Annotated in this window: 16 protein-coding genes; 11 read left to right on the forward strand and 5 right to left on the reverse strand. The window is 56.3% G+C overall.

Going from position 1 to position 18,343, the window contains the following annotated elements:
* Positions 1 to 50: 50 nt before the first annotated feature.
* The 3 genes from metF to metB all read right to left on the reverse strand — a co-directional run bounded on the left by metF (position 51) and on the right by metB (position 4,773).
* On the reverse strand, positions 51 to 947 hold the full coding sequence (metF, locus tag E5C26_RS24010; RefSeq protein ID WP_135318498.1) for a methylenetetrahydrofolate reductase: 897 nt from the start codon (positions 945 to 947) through the stop codon (positions 51 to 53).
* 227 nt (positions 948 to 1,174) lie between these two features.
* Entirely contained in the window at positions 1,175 to 3,610 is a 2,436-nt protein-coding gene (locus E5C26_RS24015) for a bifunctional aspartate kinase/homoserine dehydrogenase II (protein ID WP_135318499.1), read from the reverse strand.
* Positions 3,611 to 3,612: 2 nt separating this feature from the next.
* Positions 3,613 to 4,773, reverse strand: a complete 1,161-nt coding sequence (metB, locus tag E5C26_RS24020; RefSeq protein WP_135318500.1) for a cystathionine gamma-synthase — start codon at positions 4,771 to 4,773, stop codon at positions 3,613 to 3,615.
* A 317-nt stretch (positions 4,774 to 5,090) separates the two neighbouring features.
* On the opposite strand from metB, the gene metJ reads away from it, so the two are divergent.
* Positions 5,091 to 5,408, forward strand: a complete 318-nt coding sequence (metJ, locus tag E5C26_RS24025) for a met regulon transcriptional regulator MetJ (protein ID WP_012147461.1) — start codon at positions 5,091 to 5,093, stop codon at positions 5,406 to 5,408.
* Between the two features lie 81 nt (positions 5,409 to 5,489).
* Here metJ and rpmE read toward each other — a convergent pair whose 3' ends face one another.
* On the reverse strand, positions 5,490 to 5,705 hold the full coding sequence (rpmE, locus tag E5C26_RS24030) for a 50S ribosomal protein L31 (protein WP_012147462.1): 216 nt from the start codon (positions 5,703 to 5,705) through the stop codon (positions 5,490 to 5,492).
* Between the two features lie 198 nt (positions 5,706 to 5,903).
* On the opposite strand from rpmE, the gene priA reads away from it, so the two are divergent.
* The 7 genes from priA (at position 5,904) to rraA (ending at position 13,963) form a co-directional block, all read left to right on the forward strand.
* Positions 5,904 to 8,099: a primosomal protein N' gene (priA, locus tag E5C26_RS24035; protein WP_135318501.1), complete on the forward strand. Its 2,196-nt coding sequence runs from the start codon at positions 5,904 to 5,906 to the stop codon at positions 8,097 to 8,099.
* A 289-nt stretch (positions 8,100 to 8,388) separates the two neighbouring features.
* Positions 8,389 to 9,417: a DNA-binding transcriptional regulator CytR gene (gene cytR / locus E5C26_RS24040; RefSeq protein ID WP_135318502.1), complete on the forward strand. Its 1,029-nt coding sequence runs from the start codon at positions 8,389 to 8,391 to the stop codon at positions 9,415 to 9,417.
* Between the two features lie 65 nt (positions 9,418 to 9,482).
* Positions 9,483 to 10,406 (forward strand): cell division protein FtsN, encoded by a 924-nt coding sequence (gene ftsN, locus E5C26_RS24045; protein ID WP_135318503.1) that lies wholly within the window; start codon positions 9,483 to 9,485, stop codon positions 10,404 to 10,406.
* A gap of 102 nt (positions 10,407 to 10,508) precedes the next feature.
* Positions 10,509 to 11,039: an ATP-dependent protease subunit HslV gene (gene hslV, locus E5C26_RS24050; protein ID WP_012147466.1), complete on the forward strand. Its 531-nt coding sequence runs from the start codon at positions 10,509 to 10,511 to the stop codon at positions 11,037 to 11,039.
* Between the two features lie 12 nt (positions 11,040 to 11,051).
* Positions 11,052 to 12,386, forward strand: a complete 1,335-nt coding sequence (gene hslU / locus E5C26_RS24055) for an HslU--HslV peptidase ATPase subunit (protein WP_135318504.1) — start codon at positions 11,052 to 11,054, stop codon at positions 12,384 to 12,386.
* A gap of 93 nt (positions 12,387 to 12,479) precedes the next feature.
* A complete protein-coding gene (locus E5C26_RS24060; RefSeq protein ID WP_135318505.1) occupies positions 12,480 to 13,397 on the forward strand; it encodes a 1,4-dihydroxy-2-naphthoate polyprenyltransferase in 918 nt (305 codons plus the stop codon).
* Between the two features lie 80 nt (positions 13,398 to 13,477).
* Positions 13,478 to 13,963 (forward strand): ribonuclease E activity regulator RraA, encoded by a 486-nt coding sequence (gene rraA, locus E5C26_RS24065; RefSeq protein WP_012147469.1) that lies wholly within the window; start codon positions 13,478 to 13,480, stop codon positions 13,961 to 13,963.
* 56 nt (positions 13,964 to 14,019) lie between these two features.
* Here rraA and zapB read toward each other — a convergent pair whose 3' ends face one another.
* Entirely contained in the window at positions 14,020 to 14,259 is a 240-nt protein-coding gene (gene zapB / locus E5C26_RS24070; protein WP_012147470.1) for a septal ring assembly protein ZapB, read from the reverse strand.
* 539 nt (positions 14,260 to 14,798) lie between these two features.
* Between zapB and E5C26_RS24075 the strand changes: the two genes are divergently transcribed.
* The 3 genes from E5C26_RS24075 (at position 14,799) to glpX (ending at position 18,337) form a co-directional block, all read left to right on the forward strand.
* Complete coding sequence (locus E5C26_RS24075; RefSeq protein WP_012147471.1) at positions 14,799 to 15,644, forward strand: MIP/aquaporin family protein; 846 nt, start codon at positions 14,799 to 14,801, stop codon at positions 15,642 to 15,644.
* A 43-nt stretch (positions 15,645 to 15,687) separates the two neighbouring features.
* Entirely contained in the window at positions 15,688 to 17,196 is a 1,509-nt protein-coding gene (glpK, locus tag E5C26_RS24080; RefSeq protein WP_130382914.1) for a glycerol kinase GlpK, read from the forward strand.
* Positions 17,197 to 17,326: 130 nt separating this feature from the next.
* Positions 17,327 to 18,337, forward strand: coding sequence for a class II fructose-bisphosphatase (gene glpX, locus E5C26_RS24085; RefSeq protein WP_017894418.1), 1,011 nt, complete (start codon positions 17,327 to 17,329; stop codon positions 18,335 to 18,337).
* Positions 18,338 to 18,343: the final 6 nt, after the last annotated feature.

The following is an 18,343-nucleotide window of genomic DNA, read 5'->3' on the forward strand; positions in this document are numbered from 1 at the left end:
AAAAGGGCGCTGTCATTACACAGCGCCCTTTTCATAATTCATCAATTAAATTAGGCAATCACCGCCGGGCGCACGCCCAACGTATGGCAAATGGCGTAACTCATCTCGGCGCGGTTCAGCGTATAGAAGTGGAAATCCTTCACCCCTTCGCGGCTGAGAATTTTCACCATATCCATCGCAATATTGGCCCCGACCATTTTGCGGGTTTCGGCATCGTCGTCCAGCCCTTCAAACATGCTGGTCATCCAGCTCGGCACACGCACGTTAGTCATGGTGGCAAAACGCTGTAACTGCTTGAAGTTGGACACCGGCAGAATACCCGGCACGATTTCCACGTCAATGCCGGTCGCCACACAGCGGTCACGAAAACGCAGGTAGCTTTCCACATCAAAGAAGAACTGGGTAATCGCGCGGTTGGCACCGGCATCGACTTTACGCTTCAGGTTAATCAGATCCGCCTGCGGGCTTTTGGCTTCCGGATGCACTTCCGGGTAGGCCGCCACCGAGATATCGAAATCGCCGACGTCTTTCAGCAGGGCCACCAAATCGGTGGCATACATATCGGGCTTACCGCCGCCCGGTGGCAGGTCACCTCGCAGCGCCACGATATGGCGGATACCGCTGTTCCAGTAGTCGGTGGCAATCTCACGCAATTGAGCCGGGCTGGCGTCGATACAGGTCAGGTGCGGTGCTGCCTCCAGACCGGTACGCTCCTTAATCCCTTTGATAATGCTGTGGGTACGATCGCGCTCGCCGGAGTTGGCACCATAGGTCACAGAGACAAATTTGGGTTTCAGGCTGCTCAGACGATCGATGGACTGCCACAGGGTATCTTCCATCTCGCTGGTGCGCGGCGGGAAGAACTCGAATGATACGTTAATCTGGCCGTTTAACTCTGCCAGACTCTGATTCAGCGCTTCCCGCTGGTTTGCGTGAAAAAAACTCATACCCTGTCCGCCTCTTATCGATCACTGTTTTGCTTTATCTTATTAAGCGTCTATACGTTTAGACGTCTAGATAGAAAATGCCGTATGTTGGCTAAAGAGTCAACAGGAAACTGAGGGGAATAAGATGATTAATCCTCACCCGTTAAGAGAAAGAACTTCACGTTCAGAATAAGAAGAATTATGGCAGGAAAAATGAAGGGCGCGGCAGATCCGCGCCCACAAGAAAATTAAAGCAGTTGCGCCAAACGGTTAAGGTCTGACTGGATCGCACCGGCAGTGACGTCACGCCCGGCACCCGGCCCGCGGATCACCAACGGGTTGTCACGGTACCAGCGGCTTTCGATAGCGAACACGTTATCGCACGGCAGCAACGATGCCAGCGGATGTTCAGGCCGTACCGCTTCCACGCCGACTCGCGCCTTACCGTTGGCATCGAAACGCGCCACGTGGCGCAGCACCAGCCCCATTTCACTGGCGGCTTCAAAACGTTGTAGCATCTGCTGGTTCAATGCATCGCCGTTTTCGAAGAACTGATCGACAGAGCCCTGCTCAGCACCCGCCGGCACCAGCGATTCGACTCGCACCTGATTCGGTTCAATATCGTAGCCCGCTTCGCGCGCCAGGATCACCAGCTTGCGCATCACGTCCTGGCCGGACAGATCGACCCGTGGGTCCGGTTCGGTCAGCCCCTGCTGCCAGGCCTGATCCACCAGTTCGGTGAATGGCACCGTGCCGTCGAACTGCAGGAACAGCCAGGAAAGCGTACCGGAGAAGATACCGCTGATCGCCAGAATGCTGTCGCCGCTGTCGCGCAGGTCACGCACCGTATGGTTGACCGGCAAACCGGCACCGACGGTAGCGTTATACAGCCAGTGACGACCGGTTTTGGCGAAGGCATCACGAATTTGGCGATAATTATCGCTGCACGATGCGCCCGCCAGCTTGTTGGCGCTGATCACATGGAAGCCATAGCTGGCGAAATCCAGATACTGTTCGGCCAGTTCCTCACTGGCGGTCACGTCAAGCACCACCAGATCGTCGAACGGATGCGCACGCATCCACAGGAACAAGGACTCTTCGTCCAGCTCCTGTGCTTCGTCCTCAAAGAACGCCAGGGCCCGGCTGGCATCCAGCCCATCGTAATTGAGCAGGCTGCGGCGGCTGTCCACCACGCCCGCGAGGCTGAACTCAAAGCCGCTGCGGGCGGAAATGTTTTTCTGCTCGCGGGCAAACAGCTCCAGCCAACGTGCGCCGATGTTGCCTTTACCGAACAGCACCAGGCCAATGCTTTTTTCGGCGCGGAACAGGGTCTGGTGCAGGCCCTGGATCAACAACGCAGTCGGCCCCTGACGCAGTACCGCGACCAGGCTGATGCCGTCTTCGGCCTGCCAGATAAATTCTACCGGCTGGTCTTTCAACTGTTGATAGAAACGATGGCTGTGCAGCGGATTCTTGCAAACCCCTGCGCCCACCAACGCCACCAGCGCCAGGCCTTCACGCAGCCGCAGTTCACCCGGTAATGCCGCATCCTGCAAGGTACGCAGCACACTGTTCACCACTTCCGAGGTGTAGCACAGTTGAACCAGATTACGGTCAGGATGAATGCCGATCGCCAGCGGTTTGATTTGCGCGCGCTTGAGGACCAAATCCAGCTCTTTCTGCGCCAGTTTGAAGTCATGCTGGCTGGCAACGTTCAGCTCAATCAAACAGACGTCGTCATGGCTGGTGACAATCTTCGCGCCGGTGCCGGAAGCCAACACGCGTTCGATACGCGTTGAGCCTTGCTCCGGCTGATAGCTACAGCGCAGTTGCAGATCGATATCACTGCCGGATACCGGCTGCAGGGTGCGAGTATGCAGCACCGGTGCCGCCAGGCGCGCCAGTTCACTGGCTTCATCCAACCGCAACAGTGGCAGCAGGCAGGCATCTTTTACCTTGCGCGGATCGGCGCTGTACACCCCGGCCACGTCGCTCCAAATGGTCACACGCTCCGCACCGGCCAGCGCACCTACCTGGGTAGCGGAATAGTCACTGCCGTTACGCCCCAACAGCACGGTTTCACCGGCGTCGTTGCGTGAAATAAAGCCGGTCACCACCAGGCGTTTGCCCGGATGCTGAGCCAGCAACTGTTGCAGCAATGGATAAGAGCGGCCTTCGTCAACCTGGGGTTGAGCGGCACGTTCCGCGCGCAGGAAGTCACGCGCATCCAGCCAGGCGGCCTGCATATCCAGCTTGTTCAGTACCGCCGCCATCAGCCGCGCCGACCAAATCTCACCATGCCCGACGACCTCGGCGTATACGGCGTCGTCGAGTTTTTCGTCCAGCAACACCGCCAGACGCTCCAGATCCTGAATAAACTCGGCGATCAACGGCTCGGCAGTTTCCGGTGGGAGCAGACCGCCAATCAGTTCGCTGTGATAGCGACGCAGCGTCTGCTGAACCTGATGCGCAGAAAGACGATCGCTTTGACTGAGCTTCAGCCAGCTAATCAGTTGGTTGGTGGTGCTGCCGGCAGCCGATACCACCATCATGTCACCCGGTTGGCTGTATTCGGCCATGATCCCGGCCACCCGCAGATAACACTTCACGTCCGCCAGGCTGCTGCCGCCAAACTTGTGTAGTTGACGCCCGCTCACCGGCCCTGCTACCGCAATTGCATTCATGCTTACCTCGTTGCCGCCGCCTGGAAGGCTCGTTCCAGATCGGCAATCAAATCTTCACTGTCTTCAATACCCACGGAGATACGCAGCAGGCTCTCGGAAATACCGGCCGCCGCACGGGCTTCTGCCGCCATACCTGCGTGGGTCATGGTCGCTGCATGCGAGATCAGGCTTTCTACGCCGCCCAAGGATTCTGCCAGAGTAAACAGCTCAAGGGCAGACAGAAAACGGCGCAGTAGCGCTTCATCACCGTCCAGTTCAAAGCTGAGCATCGCGCCAAAGCCGCGTTGCTGACGACGTGCAATCTCGTGCCCAGGGTTCTGAGGCAGAGAAGGATGATACAGCTTTTTCACCAAGGGTTGCTGCTGTAAATAACTGACAATCGCATCGGCGTTTTGTTGCGCTGCCTTGATACGCGGCGATAGCGTGCGCATGCCGCGCAGCAATAAATAGCTGTCGAACGCGCCACCGGTCACACCGATATTATTGGCCCACCATGCCAATTCCACCGCCAGATCTTTGTCTTTGGCGATCACCGCGCCAGCCACCACGTCGGAATGGCCATTGAGGTATTTGGTACAGGAATGCACCACCAAATCGGCACCCAGCCCAATCGGCTGCTGGAGCGCCGGGCTGAGGAAGGTGTTGTCCACCACCGTCAACGCCCCCACGGAGTGTGCAGCTTCGCAAATCGCCGCAATATCTACCACGCGCAGCAGCGGGTTGCTTGGGCTTTCAATCAGCACCAACTTGGGCTTTTGCGCCAGCGCCTGCTGCAGTGCTTCTTCATTCCCCTGATCGACAAACAGCACGCGGTAAGCGCCACGCTTGCTCAGGCTGTCGAACAGGCGATAGCTGCCACCATAGCAATCATGCGGTGCCACCAGCAGATCGCCGGGTTGCAGGAATACCGTGGTCACCAGGTGGATTGCCGACATCCCGCTGCTGGTCATCACCGCACCGGCGCCACCTTCCAGTTCTGCCAGCGCACGCTGGACTACGTCACGCGTCGGGTTACCGCGACGCGAGTAGTCATGAGCACGAGGCTGGTTGAAGTCGGTGAAATTATAGGTGCTGGAAAGGTGGATCGGCGGGACAACGCAGCCGTACTGTTCGTCATCGTTCAGGCCGCTACGTACGGCAATCGTGGCAGGTTTACGCGTCATAGGGTCTCTCGGCTCTCGGGATTGGGATGAATGAGGCCTAAAGATTAATCGCAGCGAGGATAGACGTCAATACATCTGGACATCTAAACTTCTTTGCGTATAGATTGAGCAAAAGCCTAATACCCGCTAAAATTATGCCAGTTTTAGATGACGATACGATGTTAACCCGGAATGCATAGGCGACGCCTATTGATCGTCCGCATTCAGTGACCCTGGTCGCGTAAAATTGACATTTATTTAGTGAGAACAGTGAAGATCGGGCATAATTGGCCGGTTTTTAGAATTTTGTAATTTTTCTGACAATTTTAAGGTGTCCCATGGCTGAGTGGAACGGCGAGTATGTCAGCCCTTACGCTGAACACGGTAAAAAAAGCGAGCAAGTAAAAAAAATCACGGTATCCATTCCGCTGAAGGTCCTGAAAATCCTTACCGATGAACGGACGCGTCGCCAGGTGAATAACCTGCGCCATGCCACCAACAGCGAATTGCTGTGCGAAGCATTCCTGCACGCCTTTACCGGCCAGCCGCTGCCGAACGACGAAGACCTGCGCAAAGAACGCAGCGATGAAATCCCGGAAGCCGCGAAACTGCTGATGCGTGAATTGGGTGTGGATCCCGATACCTGGGAATACTAAGCGCCGGTCTGCACTTGCTTGCAGACGGTAGAAACGAAAAAAGGCGCCGAAGGCGCCTTTTTCATCTGACGATAAGAAATCTTATTTCTTAGCGCCTGGCACGCTGAAACGCTTGTTGAAGCGGTCAACGCGGCCACCGGTAGCAACATCACGCTGCTTGCCAGTGTAGAACGGGTGGCATTCGCCACAAACGTCCAGGTTCAGATCGTGACCCACTGTAGAGCGGATTTTGATCACGTTACCGCAAGAGCAGTTAGCAGTAACTTCTTCGTATTTTGGGTGGATACCTTGTTTCATGGGAAACCTCAGTTAAGGCCGTGTCGCTATCCAGCCCTGTTTCGCCAGACACCACACGTGGTTGATAAAGAATTTGGTATCGAATTATACCAAAGGCGGCAAATTATACAGAATTAAAAATGCCGCGCAATCGGAACCGTACATTTGCCGATGCGCAGTGTAAACTGATGGACTATTTTTTTCACTCTGGATGACCTCATGCCTGTTGTTCACGTTGCTTTGCCGGTCCCCCTCGCCCGCACCTTCGACTATCTGCTGCCGCAGGGCCTGCAGCCGGCGGTCGGCGCGCGCGTAGGTGTGCCCTGGGGCAAGCAACGGGCGATCGGCATCGTCACCGGCTGCAGCGAAACCAGCGAATTACCGCTGGATAAGCTCAAACCCATCGACAGCGTTCTCGACGACGCCTCGCTGTTCTCCCCCAGCCTGTGGCGCATTCTGCGTTGGGCCAGCGACTACTACCATTACCCGATCGGTGAAGTGCTGTTCCACGCATTGCCTATCCTGCTGCGTCAGGGAAAACCGGCTGAAACGGCACCGCTGTGGCAGTGGTTCGCTACCGAACAGGGCCGCGCTACACTGCCGGAAAGCCTGAAACGTGCGCCCAAGCAGCAGCAAGCGCTGGCCGCATTGCTGCAACGTCCAGTCTATCGCCATCAGGTCAGTGAACTGGAATTAACCGAGAGCGCCTTGCAGGCATTACGTACCAAGGGGCTGATCGATTTACGGGCACAGACGGTGGCAACTCAGGACTGGCGGCCCGGTTTTGAAGTGCTGGGTGAACGGCTGCGGTTGAACACCGAACAGGCGACCGCCGTGGGTGCCATTCGCAGCGAAGATGAGCAGTTCGCCACCTGGCTGCTGGCCGGGGTCACGGGTTCCGGCAAGACCGAGGTCTATCTCAGCGTGCTGGAAAACATTCTGGCGAAGGGCAAACAGGCGTTGGTACTAGTGCCGGAAATCGGCCTGACACCGCAGACTATTGCCCGTTTTCGCGAACGTTTCAACGCCCCGGTGGAGGTGCTGCACTCCGGCCTTAACGACAGTGAACGACTGGCAGTCTGGCTACGTGCCCGCAGCGGCGAGGCAGCAATTGTTATCGGTACCCGCTCGGCGCTGTTTACGCCGTTTTCACGCCTGGGCGTGATCATCATCGACGAAGAACACGACAGCTCTTATAAACAGCAGGAAGGCTGGCGCTACCACGCCCGCGATCTGGCGGTATTCCGTGCCCGCGAGGAAAACATCCCGATGGTCATGGGCACCGCCACGCCGGCACTGGAAACGCTGCACAATGTGCAACTGGGTAAATATCGCCAGCTCAAACTCACTCAGCGCGCGGGCAACGCCAAACCGGCGACCCAGCACCTGATCGACCTGAAAGGCCTGCCGCTGAAAGTCGGCCTGTCGCAGCCGTTGCTGAAAAGCATGCAGCATCATTTGAAGGCCGGTAATCAGGTGATGCTGTTTCTTAACCGGCGCGGCTACGCACCGGCGCTGTTGTGCCACGAATGCGGCTGGATCGCCGAATGTCAGCGTTGCGATCATTACTACACCTTCCACCAGAATCATCGTCAACTGCGCTGCCACCACTGTGACAGCCAGCGTCCGGTGCCCCACCAGTGCCCACAGTGCGGCTCGACTCATCTGGTGTCGGTCGGCGTCGGCACCGAACAGTTGGAGCACGAACTGGCGCCGCTGTTCCCGGAAACACCGATCACCCGTATCGATCGCGACACCACCAGCCGCAAAGGCTCGCTGGAACAGCATCTGGCGGATATTCACCGCGGCGGCTCACGCATTTTGATCGGCACCCAGATGCTGGCCAAGGGCCACCATTTTCCGGATGTGACGTTGGTAGCGCTGCTGGATGTCGACGGCGCTCTGTTCTCGGCCGATTTCCGTTCCGCCGAGCGCTTTGCCCAGCTGTATACTCAGGTCTCCGGTCGCGCCGGCCGTGCCGGCAAGCCTGGTGAGGTGTTGTTGCAGACCCACCATCCGGAACACCCACTGCTGCAAATTCTGCTGCAACAGGGTTACGACGCCTTTGCCAAACAGACGTTGGCGGAACGCAACAGCGTGTTCCTGCCGCCCTATACCAGCCATATCATCGTGCGTTCGGAAGATCACGATAACCAGCAGGCCCCCCAATTCCTGCAGCAACTGCGCAATCTGCTGGAAGCCAGCCCGCTGAAAGACGACTCGCTATGGGTGATGGGGCCAGTCCCGGCGCTGCAGTCGAAACGCGGCGGTCGCTTTCGCTGGCAACTGCTGCTGCAACACCCTTCCCGGCGGGTACTGCAACAGTTAATGAAGAGCTCCCTGCCGCTGGTCGGCACCCTGCCACAGGCACGTAAGGTGAAATGGACGCTGGATATCGATCCGATAGACAGCTGAACCCAGAAAAGTCTGATTCAGTTGATCCAATGCAAACGTTTACCCTTGAAATTGCGAGCGAACGCTAAAAAACCTTCCCAGGTCACACTTTTTATGCAAATTAGGTAACAAAGGCAGGACGTATTCTGTTTAGAATAACTGCGAAGGCAATTTTGTCACCTCTTGCAGGACAGTGACGGAATGTTTGAGCGCGGATGGCGCTAAATGATAACAACACCACCGCACGCCAGAATTTGTGAGCAAACTGAAGTCGTCGCGTTGGCATGGGGCTAACGCAAGGAGAAAGGCGTTGGAACACAAGAAAGAATTATCCATGGCAACCATGAAAGACGTTGCCGAAATGGCGGGCGTTTCAACGGCAACCGTGTCGCGTGCGCTGATGAACCCGGAAAAGGTGTCAACGCCGACGCGTCAGAAAGTGGAACAGGCCGTACTGGCCGTGGGCTATTCTCCTCATGCCCTCTCACGCAATATCAAGCGTAACGAATCCCGGACTATCCTGGTGATCGTCCCCGACATTTGCGATCCGTTTTTCGCCGATGTGATCCAGGGGATCGAGCAAACCGCCGCACAACAGGGCTACCTGGTGCTGATTGGTGACTGCGCTCAGCAAAACCAGCAGGAACGCACCTTCGTCAATCTGATCATCACCAAACAAATTGATGGCATGCTGCTGCTCGGCTCCAACCTGCCGTTCGATGCCAGTAAGGAAGAGCAGCGCAACCTGCCGCCGATGGTAATGGCCAACGAGTTTGCTCCGGAGCTGGAACTGCCGACGGTGCACATCGATAACCTGACTGCCGCCTTCGAAGCCGTACATTATTTGCATCAGCTCGGCCACCAGCAAATCGCCTGTGTCGCCGGGCCGGAGCAGATGCCGCTCAGCCATTATCGCCTGCAAGGTTACATTCAGGCGCTACGTCGTAATGGCATTAACGTCGAAAGCAGCTATATTACCCGGGGTGATTTCACCTACGAAGCTGGCGCTCAGGCGCTGGCAACGTTGATGGCACAGCCAAAACCACCGACGGCAGTGTTCTGCCACAGTGACGTAATGGCGATCGGCGTGCTGTCACAGGCGAAAAAGATGGGGCTGCGAGTCCCGCAGGACCTTTCTATCATCGGTTTTGACGATATTAAACTGGCGCAGTATTGCGATCCGCCATTAACCACGGTGGCTCAACCGCGCTACCAAATTGGCCAGCAGGCAATGTTATTGCTGTTGGAGCAACTACACGGGCAGACCGTGGCAAGCGGCTCCCGGCTATTGGACAGTGAATTGATTATCAGAGGCAGCACCGCTGCCCCGAAACGCTAGTCAAATATTTTAGGGTTCAGTAACATGACGGACTTATCCCCTCATCAGGACACAGCGGAATAATAGTGGCACAAAAAGACTATGTAAGCCGTGGGCGCGCAGCAGGAGCTAAGCGTAAAACCCCCAGCCGTAAAAAACGCAGTTCTCCGAAGGTATCCAAAACCGTGTTGGCGCTGGCCGTCGCACTTCTGGTTGTCTTTATCGGTGGCCTCTATTTCATTACGCACAACAAGCCGGATGACTCGCCGCTGCTGCCTGTGCACAGCGCTCGCCCAGGTAACGGCTTGCCGCCGAAACCGGAAGAGCGTTGGCGCTACATCAAAGAGCTGGAAAACCGTCAGATTGGTGTGCAAACCCCGACCGAACCTACGGCAGGCGGTGAAGCCAACTCCAAGACTCAGCTCACGGCGGAACAGCGCCAACTGCTGGATCAGATGCAGGCGGATATGCAACAACGTCCGACACAGCTCAATGAAGTGCCGTATAACGACCCTTCACAGGCCGCCGCACGTAGTCGTCAGCAGCAGCAGGTGCAACAACAGCAGATTCAGCAGCAACAGGTGCAGCAACCGCCGGTGACTCAACCGCGTAACCCGTTTAACAACGGCGCGACGACAACCCCGGTACAGCAGCCGAAGCCACAACCCAAGCCGCAGCCGGTAACCCAGCCGCCGGTGCAGGTTAAGCATCCAGAGCCGAAACCGCAGCCGAAACCGGAAGTGACACAGGAAACGGCCAAGCAGGAAACCAAACCTGAGTCGAAGCAAAAGTGGATGGTGCAGTGTGGCTCATTCCGCGCAACCGATCAGGCAGAATCCGTGCGCGCGCGCCTGGCATTTGAAGGTATTGAAAGCCGTATCACCGCCGGCGGCGGCTGGAATCGTGTGGTGCTAGGCCCTTACAGCAGCCGGGCTGCTGCGGACAAAACCCTGTCGCGCCTGAAAGGCGTAGGCATGTCAAGTTGCATTCCCCTCTCCGTTGGGGGTTGAAAAGCTTCAATCCCCCCCCATCTATACTCTCAATATGCCTCGTAGTGTCTGCGCAAGCAGATACTGCGAGGGCTTCTTTCCGTCTTCAACGAGGGTCTGCTCGTGACAACAATTGTAAGCGTACGCCGTAACGGCCAGGTAGTGATCGGTGGCGATGGCCAGGCTACCTTGGGCAATACGGTAATGAAGGGCAACGTCAAGAAAGTGCGTCGCCTGTATAACGACAAAGTGATTGCCGGTTTTGCCGGTGGCACTGCGGATGCCTTCACGCTGTTTGAGCTGTTCGAGCGCAAGCTGGAAATGCACCAGGGTCACCTGGTGAAAGCAGCCGTTGAATTAGCGAAAGACTGGCGTACCGACCGCATGCTGCGCAAGCTCGAAGCGCTGCTGGCAGTAGCGGATGAGAATTCCTCGCTGATCATCACCGGCAACGGTGACGTGATCCAGCCTGAAAATGATTTGATTGCGATTGGCTCCGGCGGTCCGTACGCCCAGGCAGCCGCCCGCGCGATGTTGGAAAATACCGAACTGAGCGCCCGCGAAATTGTTGATAAGTCCCTCAACATCGCCGGTGACATCTGTATTTACACCAACCATTTCCACACCATTGAAGAATTGCCTTCCAAAGCGTAAGGATCGAATACTATGTCTGAAATGACCCCGCGCGAGATCGTCAGCGAACTGGACAGCTACATCATTGGCCAGAACAAAGCCAAACGTGCCGTTGCCATCGCCCTGCGTAACCGCTGGCGCCGGATGCAGCTCAACGAGATGCTGCGCCATGAAGTCACACCAAAAAACATTCTGATGATCGGCCCGACCGGCGTCGGTAAAACCGAAATCGCCCGCCGTCTGGCGAAACTGGCCAATGCGCCGTTCATCAAGGTTGAAGCCACCAAGTTCACCGAAGTCGGCTACGTCGGGAAAGAAGTGGATTCTATTATCCGCGACCTGACCGATGCTGCGATCAAAATGGTGCGTCTGCAGTCAATTGACAAGAACCGTACCCGTGCCGAAGAGCTGGCGGAAGAGCGCATCCTTGATGCATTGATCCCACCGGCCAAGAACAACTGGGGCCAGGCGGAAGAGCATCAGGAGCCGTCCGCGGCACGCCAGGCATTCCGCAAGAAACTGCGTGAAGGCCAGTTGGACGACAAGGAAATTGAGATCGATCTGGCTGCTGCGCCAATGGGCGTAGAAATCATGGCGCCTCCAGGCATGGAAGAGATGACCAACCAGCTGCAGTCGATGTTCCAGAACCTCGGCGGCCAGAAGCAGAAACCACGCAAGCTGAAGATCAAAGAAGCCTTCAAACTGCTGGTGGAAGAAGAAGCGGCCAAGCTGGTGAACCCGGAAGAGCTGAAAGAACAGGCGATCGAAGCGGTTGAGCAGCACGGCATCGTGTTTATCGACGAGATCGACAAAATCTGTAAGCGTGGCGGCCAAAGCTCCGGCCCTGACGTGTCTCGCGAAGGCGTACAGCGTGACCTGCTGCCGCTGGTGGAAGGTTGTACCGTTTCCACCAAGCACGGCATGGTGAAGACCGATCACATTCTGTTTATCGCTTCCGGCGCATTCCAGACCGCCAGCCCTTCAGACCTGATCCCGGAACTGCAGGGCCGCCTGCCGATCCGCGTTGAGTTACAGGCGCTGACCACCGAAGACTTCGAGCGTATTCTGACCGAGCCAAGCGCTTCGCTGACCGAGCAGTACAAAGCGCTGATGGGCACCGAAGGCGTCAATATCGAGTTTACCGCCGAAGGCATCCGTCGCATCGCCGAAGCCGCATGGCAGGTTAACGAAAGCACCGAAAACATCGGCGCACGTCGTTTACACACCGTGCTTGAGCGTCTGATGGAAGATATTTCCTATGATGCGAGTGAAATTAACGGTCAATCCATTACAATTGATGCGGATTACGTACGTAATCATCTGGATGAACTGGTAGCGGATGAAGATTTGAGTCGTTTTATCCTATAATCGCTCAATCATGTCCAGTCAGTCATCTGTGGGAGGCATTTTGCCTCCCACAATTATTTCTAACGGACACAGCCACTAACTCTGAAGCGAAAAATGAGCTCATCAACTACCATCTCCCCGGCCAGAGCCTGGCTTGAAAGTTTACGACCGCGCACCCTGCCGCTGGCCTTTGCCTCGATCGTCGTCGGTTCTGCCATTGCCGCCTGGCAAGGTAACCTGAAACCCGGCGTGGCGCTGTTGGCGCTGCTGACGGCCGGCCTGCTGCAAATTCTCTCCAACCTGGCGAACGACTATGGCGATGCGGTAAAAGGCAGCGACAAAGAAGACCGCATCGGGCCGCTACGTGGCATGCAAAAAGGCATGATCACCCAGGCGCAGATGAAACGGGCGTTGGTGGTGACGGTGGTATTGATCGCCATCGCCGGCAGTTCGCTGATCGCCGTAGCCTGTGAACAACCCAGCGATGTGGTGGGTTTCCTGGTCTTGGGTGGGCTTTCTATCGTTGCCGCCATTACCTATACCGTCGGCAACAAACCTTACGGCTATCTGGGGCTGGGCGATATCTCGGTGCTGGTGTTCTTCGGCTGGCTGAGCGTGGCGGGGACCTTCTACCTGCAAACCCACACCTTTGACAGCATAGTGATGCTACCAGCCACCGCCTGTGGCCTGCTGGCAGCGGCCGTGCTCAATATCAATAATCTGCGCGATATCGAAAGCGATCGTGCCAACGGCAAGAATACCCTGGCAGTCCGGCTCGGGCCGCAGAAGGCGCGTTATTACCACCTGTTGCTGCTGATCGGCGCGGTGGCTTGCTTTACGCTGTTCACGCTGCTCAACCTGCATGGCCTGTGGGGCTGGCTGTTCGTATTGGCTATCCCATTGCTGGTACGCCATGGCTTGCGCGTGTTGCGTGACCCTACGCCAGCCGGCATGCGACCGATGCTTGAGCATATGGTCAAGGCGGCGTTACTGGCCAATATATTGTTCGCTATCGGCGTGGTGCTCAGTTAGCCATCGAACTGATGATTTTGCCAACAGGGCGAATAAAGGGATATACTGGTTATTCCAGCGGCAAACAGACGTAAAATCCTATGAAATACGATACTTCCGAACTTTGCGACATCTATCACGAAGAGGTGAACGTAGTTGAGCCTCTATTCTCCAATTTTGGCGGGCGTACTTCATTTGGCGGGCAAATCACTACGGTGAAATGCTTTGAGGATAACGGTCTGTTATTCGAGCTGCTTGAAGAGAACGGCCGTGGTCGTGTTCTGGTGATTGACGGCGGCGGCTCGGTACGCCGTGCCCTGATCAACGCAGAACTGGCCCGTCTGGCCACCCAGAACGAGTGGGAAGGCATCGTGGTTTACGGCGCAGTTCGCCAGGTAGACGATCTGGAAGAGATGGACATTGGTATTCAGGCGATGGCAGCCATTCCGGTCGGCGCCGCCAGTGAAAGCATTGGCGAAAGCGACATCCGCGTTAACTTCGGCGGTGTGACCTTCTTCTCCGGCGATCATCTGTATGCCGACAATACCGGTATTATCCTGTCCGAGGATCCACTCGATATCGAGTAATCTTCAGATATGAAAAAGGGCGCCCAAGGCGCCCTTTTCGATCGTGCAATACGGAATCAGACTTCTTCCATTTTGCCCAACAGCGCACGCAGACGGTCTTGCCATACGTGCTGCTCTTCTTTCAGTTGCTGGTTCTCGCGAACCAACGATTCGTGGTTGCCAGAGGCAGCCTGAACTTCCTGTGAAAGAGTGTTGTTTTTGTCTTTCAGCTCTTCAATTTCCATCTGCAGCAGGGTGATGGTATCGATCGCCTGCTGAACTTTTGATTCCAATTTCTCAAATACTTCAAATGACATTCTTCAGTCCCCTCATGATAGCAAGGCGTACATCTATAGGTAACGGCCGCAACTTTGGTTGCAACTGCTGCGAATATGCATCGCGCCAAGTGACACACGCTTTTATTGAAAATAACGCGCCTGTCTCGATAAAACGCTTCTTTCGATAAAAACGATTGTAAGTAGCCTGTCCCCGACTGTCTAGCAACATCCGGCTCAACGCGCAGTCTGTTGCAATTTTCCTGCCGCGACCATCAGCAAAAACTGAAAAGACCCACGGTGCGTAAATTGATTTGTTAACGAACGGTGGCCAAATCACTGGTCAGATCACAGTTTTATGGCGTAGAAAGAACACAAAACGACGCGAATTCGCTCAATTTTATGACGAAGCACACACATTTTGATTTCGCTATTTCTCGTTTATGTTCGTTAACGATAAATTTACATCACGTCCTCAATTAATAATTGGACGAGATGAAAAAAACTGTACCCATAGGCCAGATCGATACACATCCCGAGCCTATAAACCCATAACCGCCGTTTTGCAGGACAACAACATTATGAGCCAAACCACCAGTCCGACCCTAAAAGGCCAATGTATCGCTGAGTTTCTCGGCACCGGCCTGTTGATATTTTTTGGCGTAGGCTGCGTTGCCGCGTTGAAACTGGCTGGCGCCAGCTTCGGCCAATGGGAAATCAGTATCATTTGGGGCCTGGGCGTTGCCATGGCCATCTATCTGACCGCTGCCATTTCCGGCGCGCATCTCAACCCGGCAGTCACCATCGCACTGTGGCTGTTCGCCTGCTTTGACGGACGCAAAGTACTGCCTTACATCGTTGCACAGATTGCCGGAGCCTTCTGCGCAGCAGCCCTGGTCTACGGGTTGTATTACAACCTGTTCTTCGATTTTGAAGCGGCCAACCATATGGTGCGGGGCAGCGACGAAAGCCTGGCCCTGGCCGGCATCTTCTCCACCTACCCTAATGCACACATCTCCGTTGGCCAGGCTTTCCTGGTTGAAACGGTGATTACCGCGATCCTGATGTGCCTGATCCTGGCGCTGACCGACGACGGCAACGGCATCCCTCGTGGCCCGCTGGCACCGCTGTTAATCGGTATTCTGATTGCCGTGATCGGCGCCTCTATGGGACCATTGACCGGCTTTGCACTGAACCCGGCCCGTGACTTCGGTCCGAAAATGTTCGCTTATCTGGCCGGTTGGGGCAAAGTGGCCTTCACCGGTGCACGTGATATCCCGTACTTCCTGGTGCCAATCTTTGGCCCAATCATCGGTGCCTGCCTGGGTGCCTTCGGCTACCGCATGCTCATTGGCCGCAATCTGCCGTGTGACGTTTGCGTAGAAGAAGAAAAACCCGCCGCCAAGGCTCAGCAGCGTAAAGCGTGATTGGCACAGTTTTAAAACGGTTAACAACAGCAGGACTAAAATCATGACTGTAGAAAAAAAATACATTGTCGCGCTCGACCAGGGAACTACCAGTTCACGTGCCGTAGTGCTCGACCACGATGCCAATATTGTTGCGGTGTCGCAGCGTGAATTCACGCAGATTTACCCGAAAGCCGGCTGGGTTGAGCATGATCCGATGGAGATTTGGTCATCACAGAGCTCCACGCTGGTGGAAGTGCTGGCGAAAGCCGACATCAACTCCGATCAAATCGCCGGTATCGGCATCACCAACCAGCGCGAAACCACCATCGTCTGGGAAAAAGAGACCGGCAAACCGATCTATAACGCCATCGTCTGGCAATGCCGCCGTACCGCCGATATCTGTGAAAAACTCAAGCGCGATGGCATGGAAGAGTACATCCGTCACAACACCGGCCTGGTGGTTGACCCGTACTTCTCCGGCACCAAGGTAAAATGGATACTCGATAACGTGGAAGGGGCCCGTGAGCGCGCCAAGCGTGGCGAGCTGTTGTTCGGTACCGTCGATACCTGGCTGGTGTGGAAAATGACCCAGGGGCGGGTGCATGTGACCGATTACACCAACGCCTCGCGCACCATGATGTTCAATATCCATGAGCTGGACTGGGATGAACGCATGCTGGAAGCGCTGGATATCCCGCGCGCCATGCTGCCGAAAGTCCGCCCATCATCGGAAGTGTACGGCCAGACCAACATCGGGGGTAAAGGCGGTACGCGTATTCCTATCGCCGGTATCGCCGGTGATCAGCAGGCGGCGCTGTACGGCCAATTGTGCGTTCAACCGGGCATGGCGAAAAACACCTACGGCACCGGCTGCTTCCTGCTGATGAACACCGGCAAAGAAGCGGTACGTTCCAGCCACGGCCTGCTGACCACTATCGCCTGCGGCCCACGCGGCGAAGTGAACTACGCGCTGGAAGGGGCAGTCTTCATCGGCGGCGCTTCTATTCAGTGGTTGCGCGATGAGCTGAAACTGATCAGCGATGCGGCCGACTCCGAATACTTCGCCACCAAGGTGAAAGACAGCAACGGCGTGTATGTAGTGCCTGCCTTCACCGGTCTGGGCGCGCCTTACTGGGACCCGTATGCCCGTGGCGCGATCTTCGGTCTGACCCGTGGCGCGAACAGCAACCACATCATCCGCGCCACGCTGGAATCCATTGCCTACCAGACGCGCGACGTGCTGGATGCCATGCAGGCTGACTCCAATACCCGCCTGCAATCGCTGCGTGTGGACGGTGGTGCGGTCGCCAACAACTTCCTGATGCAGTTCCAGTCTGACATCCTCGGGACCCGTGTAGAGCGTCCTGAAGTGCGTGAGTCGACTGCACTCGGTGCAGCCTTCCTCGCAGGCCTGGCGATCGGCTACTGGAATGATCTGGATGAAGTGAAGAGCAAGGCGGTCATCGAGCGTGAGTTCCGTCCAAGCATTGAAACCACCGAACGTAACTTCCGTTACAGCGGCTGGAAAAAAGCGGTTGCCCGCGCGCAAGCATGGGAAGAGCACGACTAACGCTGTCTGGTCAGGTTAACCCCATTACGCGCTGCCTCCGGGTGGCGCGTTTTTTTTGCCCCGCCCCACCCTCGCCCGCTGTGATAAACTTTGTCGATATTTTCTCCCTTTCTCACAGACAGGTTTTGCCATGAAACGTGAATTAGCCATCGAATTTTCCCGTGTTACCGAAGCCGCCGCGCTGGCGGGCTACAAATGGTTGGGACGCGGCGATAAGAACGCCGCCGATGGTGCTGCGGTCAACGCAATGCGCATAATGCTCAATAAAGTGGATATCGATGGCCGCATCGTGATCGGCGAAGGCGAAATTGATGAAGCGCCAATGTTGTATATCGGCGAGCAGGTCGGCAGCGGCCAGGGCGACGCGGTGGATATCGCCGTCGACCCGATCGAAGGCACCCGCATGACCGCCATGGGCCAGCCCAATGCGTTGGCAGTACTGGCGGTGGGCGATCGCGGCACCTTCCTGCACGCCCCTGACATGTATATGGAAAAACTGGTGGTGGGCCCGGCAGCACGCGGCGCTATCGACCTTAACCTGCCGCTGGCTGAGAACCTGAACAAGGTCGCGGTCTGCCTGGGCAAGCCGCTGAGCCAATTGACGGTGGTCATTCTGGCCAAGCCGCGTCACGACGGCGTTATCGCCCAGATGCAGCAACTCGGGGTACGAGTCTTCGCTATTCCCGACGGCGACGTGGCGGCCTCGATCCTGACCTGCATGCCCGACAGTGAAGTCGACGTGATGTACGGCATCGGTGGCGCGCCTGAAGGGGTCATTTCCGCTGCGGTGATCCGCGCACTGGACGGTGATATGCAGGCACGTCTGCTGCCGCGTCACCAGGTCAAAGGCGACAGCGCCGAGAATCGTCGCATCGGCGAGGAAGAACTGGCGCGCTGCAAAGAGATGGGAATTGAAGCCGGCAAGGTGTTGCTGCTGGATGATATGGCGCGCAACGACAACGTGATTTTCTCCGCTACCGGCATCACCAAGGGCGATTTGTTGGAAGGCATTAGCCGTCAAGGCAATATGGCGACCACGGAAACCCTGCTGATCCGCGGCAAATCACGCACTATCCGCCGTATCCGTTCGACCCACTATCTGGATCGTAAAGACCCGGCGCTGCACGAGTTCCTGCTGTAAATAATC

It is taken from the genome of Serratia proteamaculans (genome assembly GCF_004684015.1).
GTDB lineage: Bacteria > Pseudomonadota > Gammaproteobacteria > Enterobacterales > Enterobacteriaceae > Serratia > Serratia proteamaculans_F.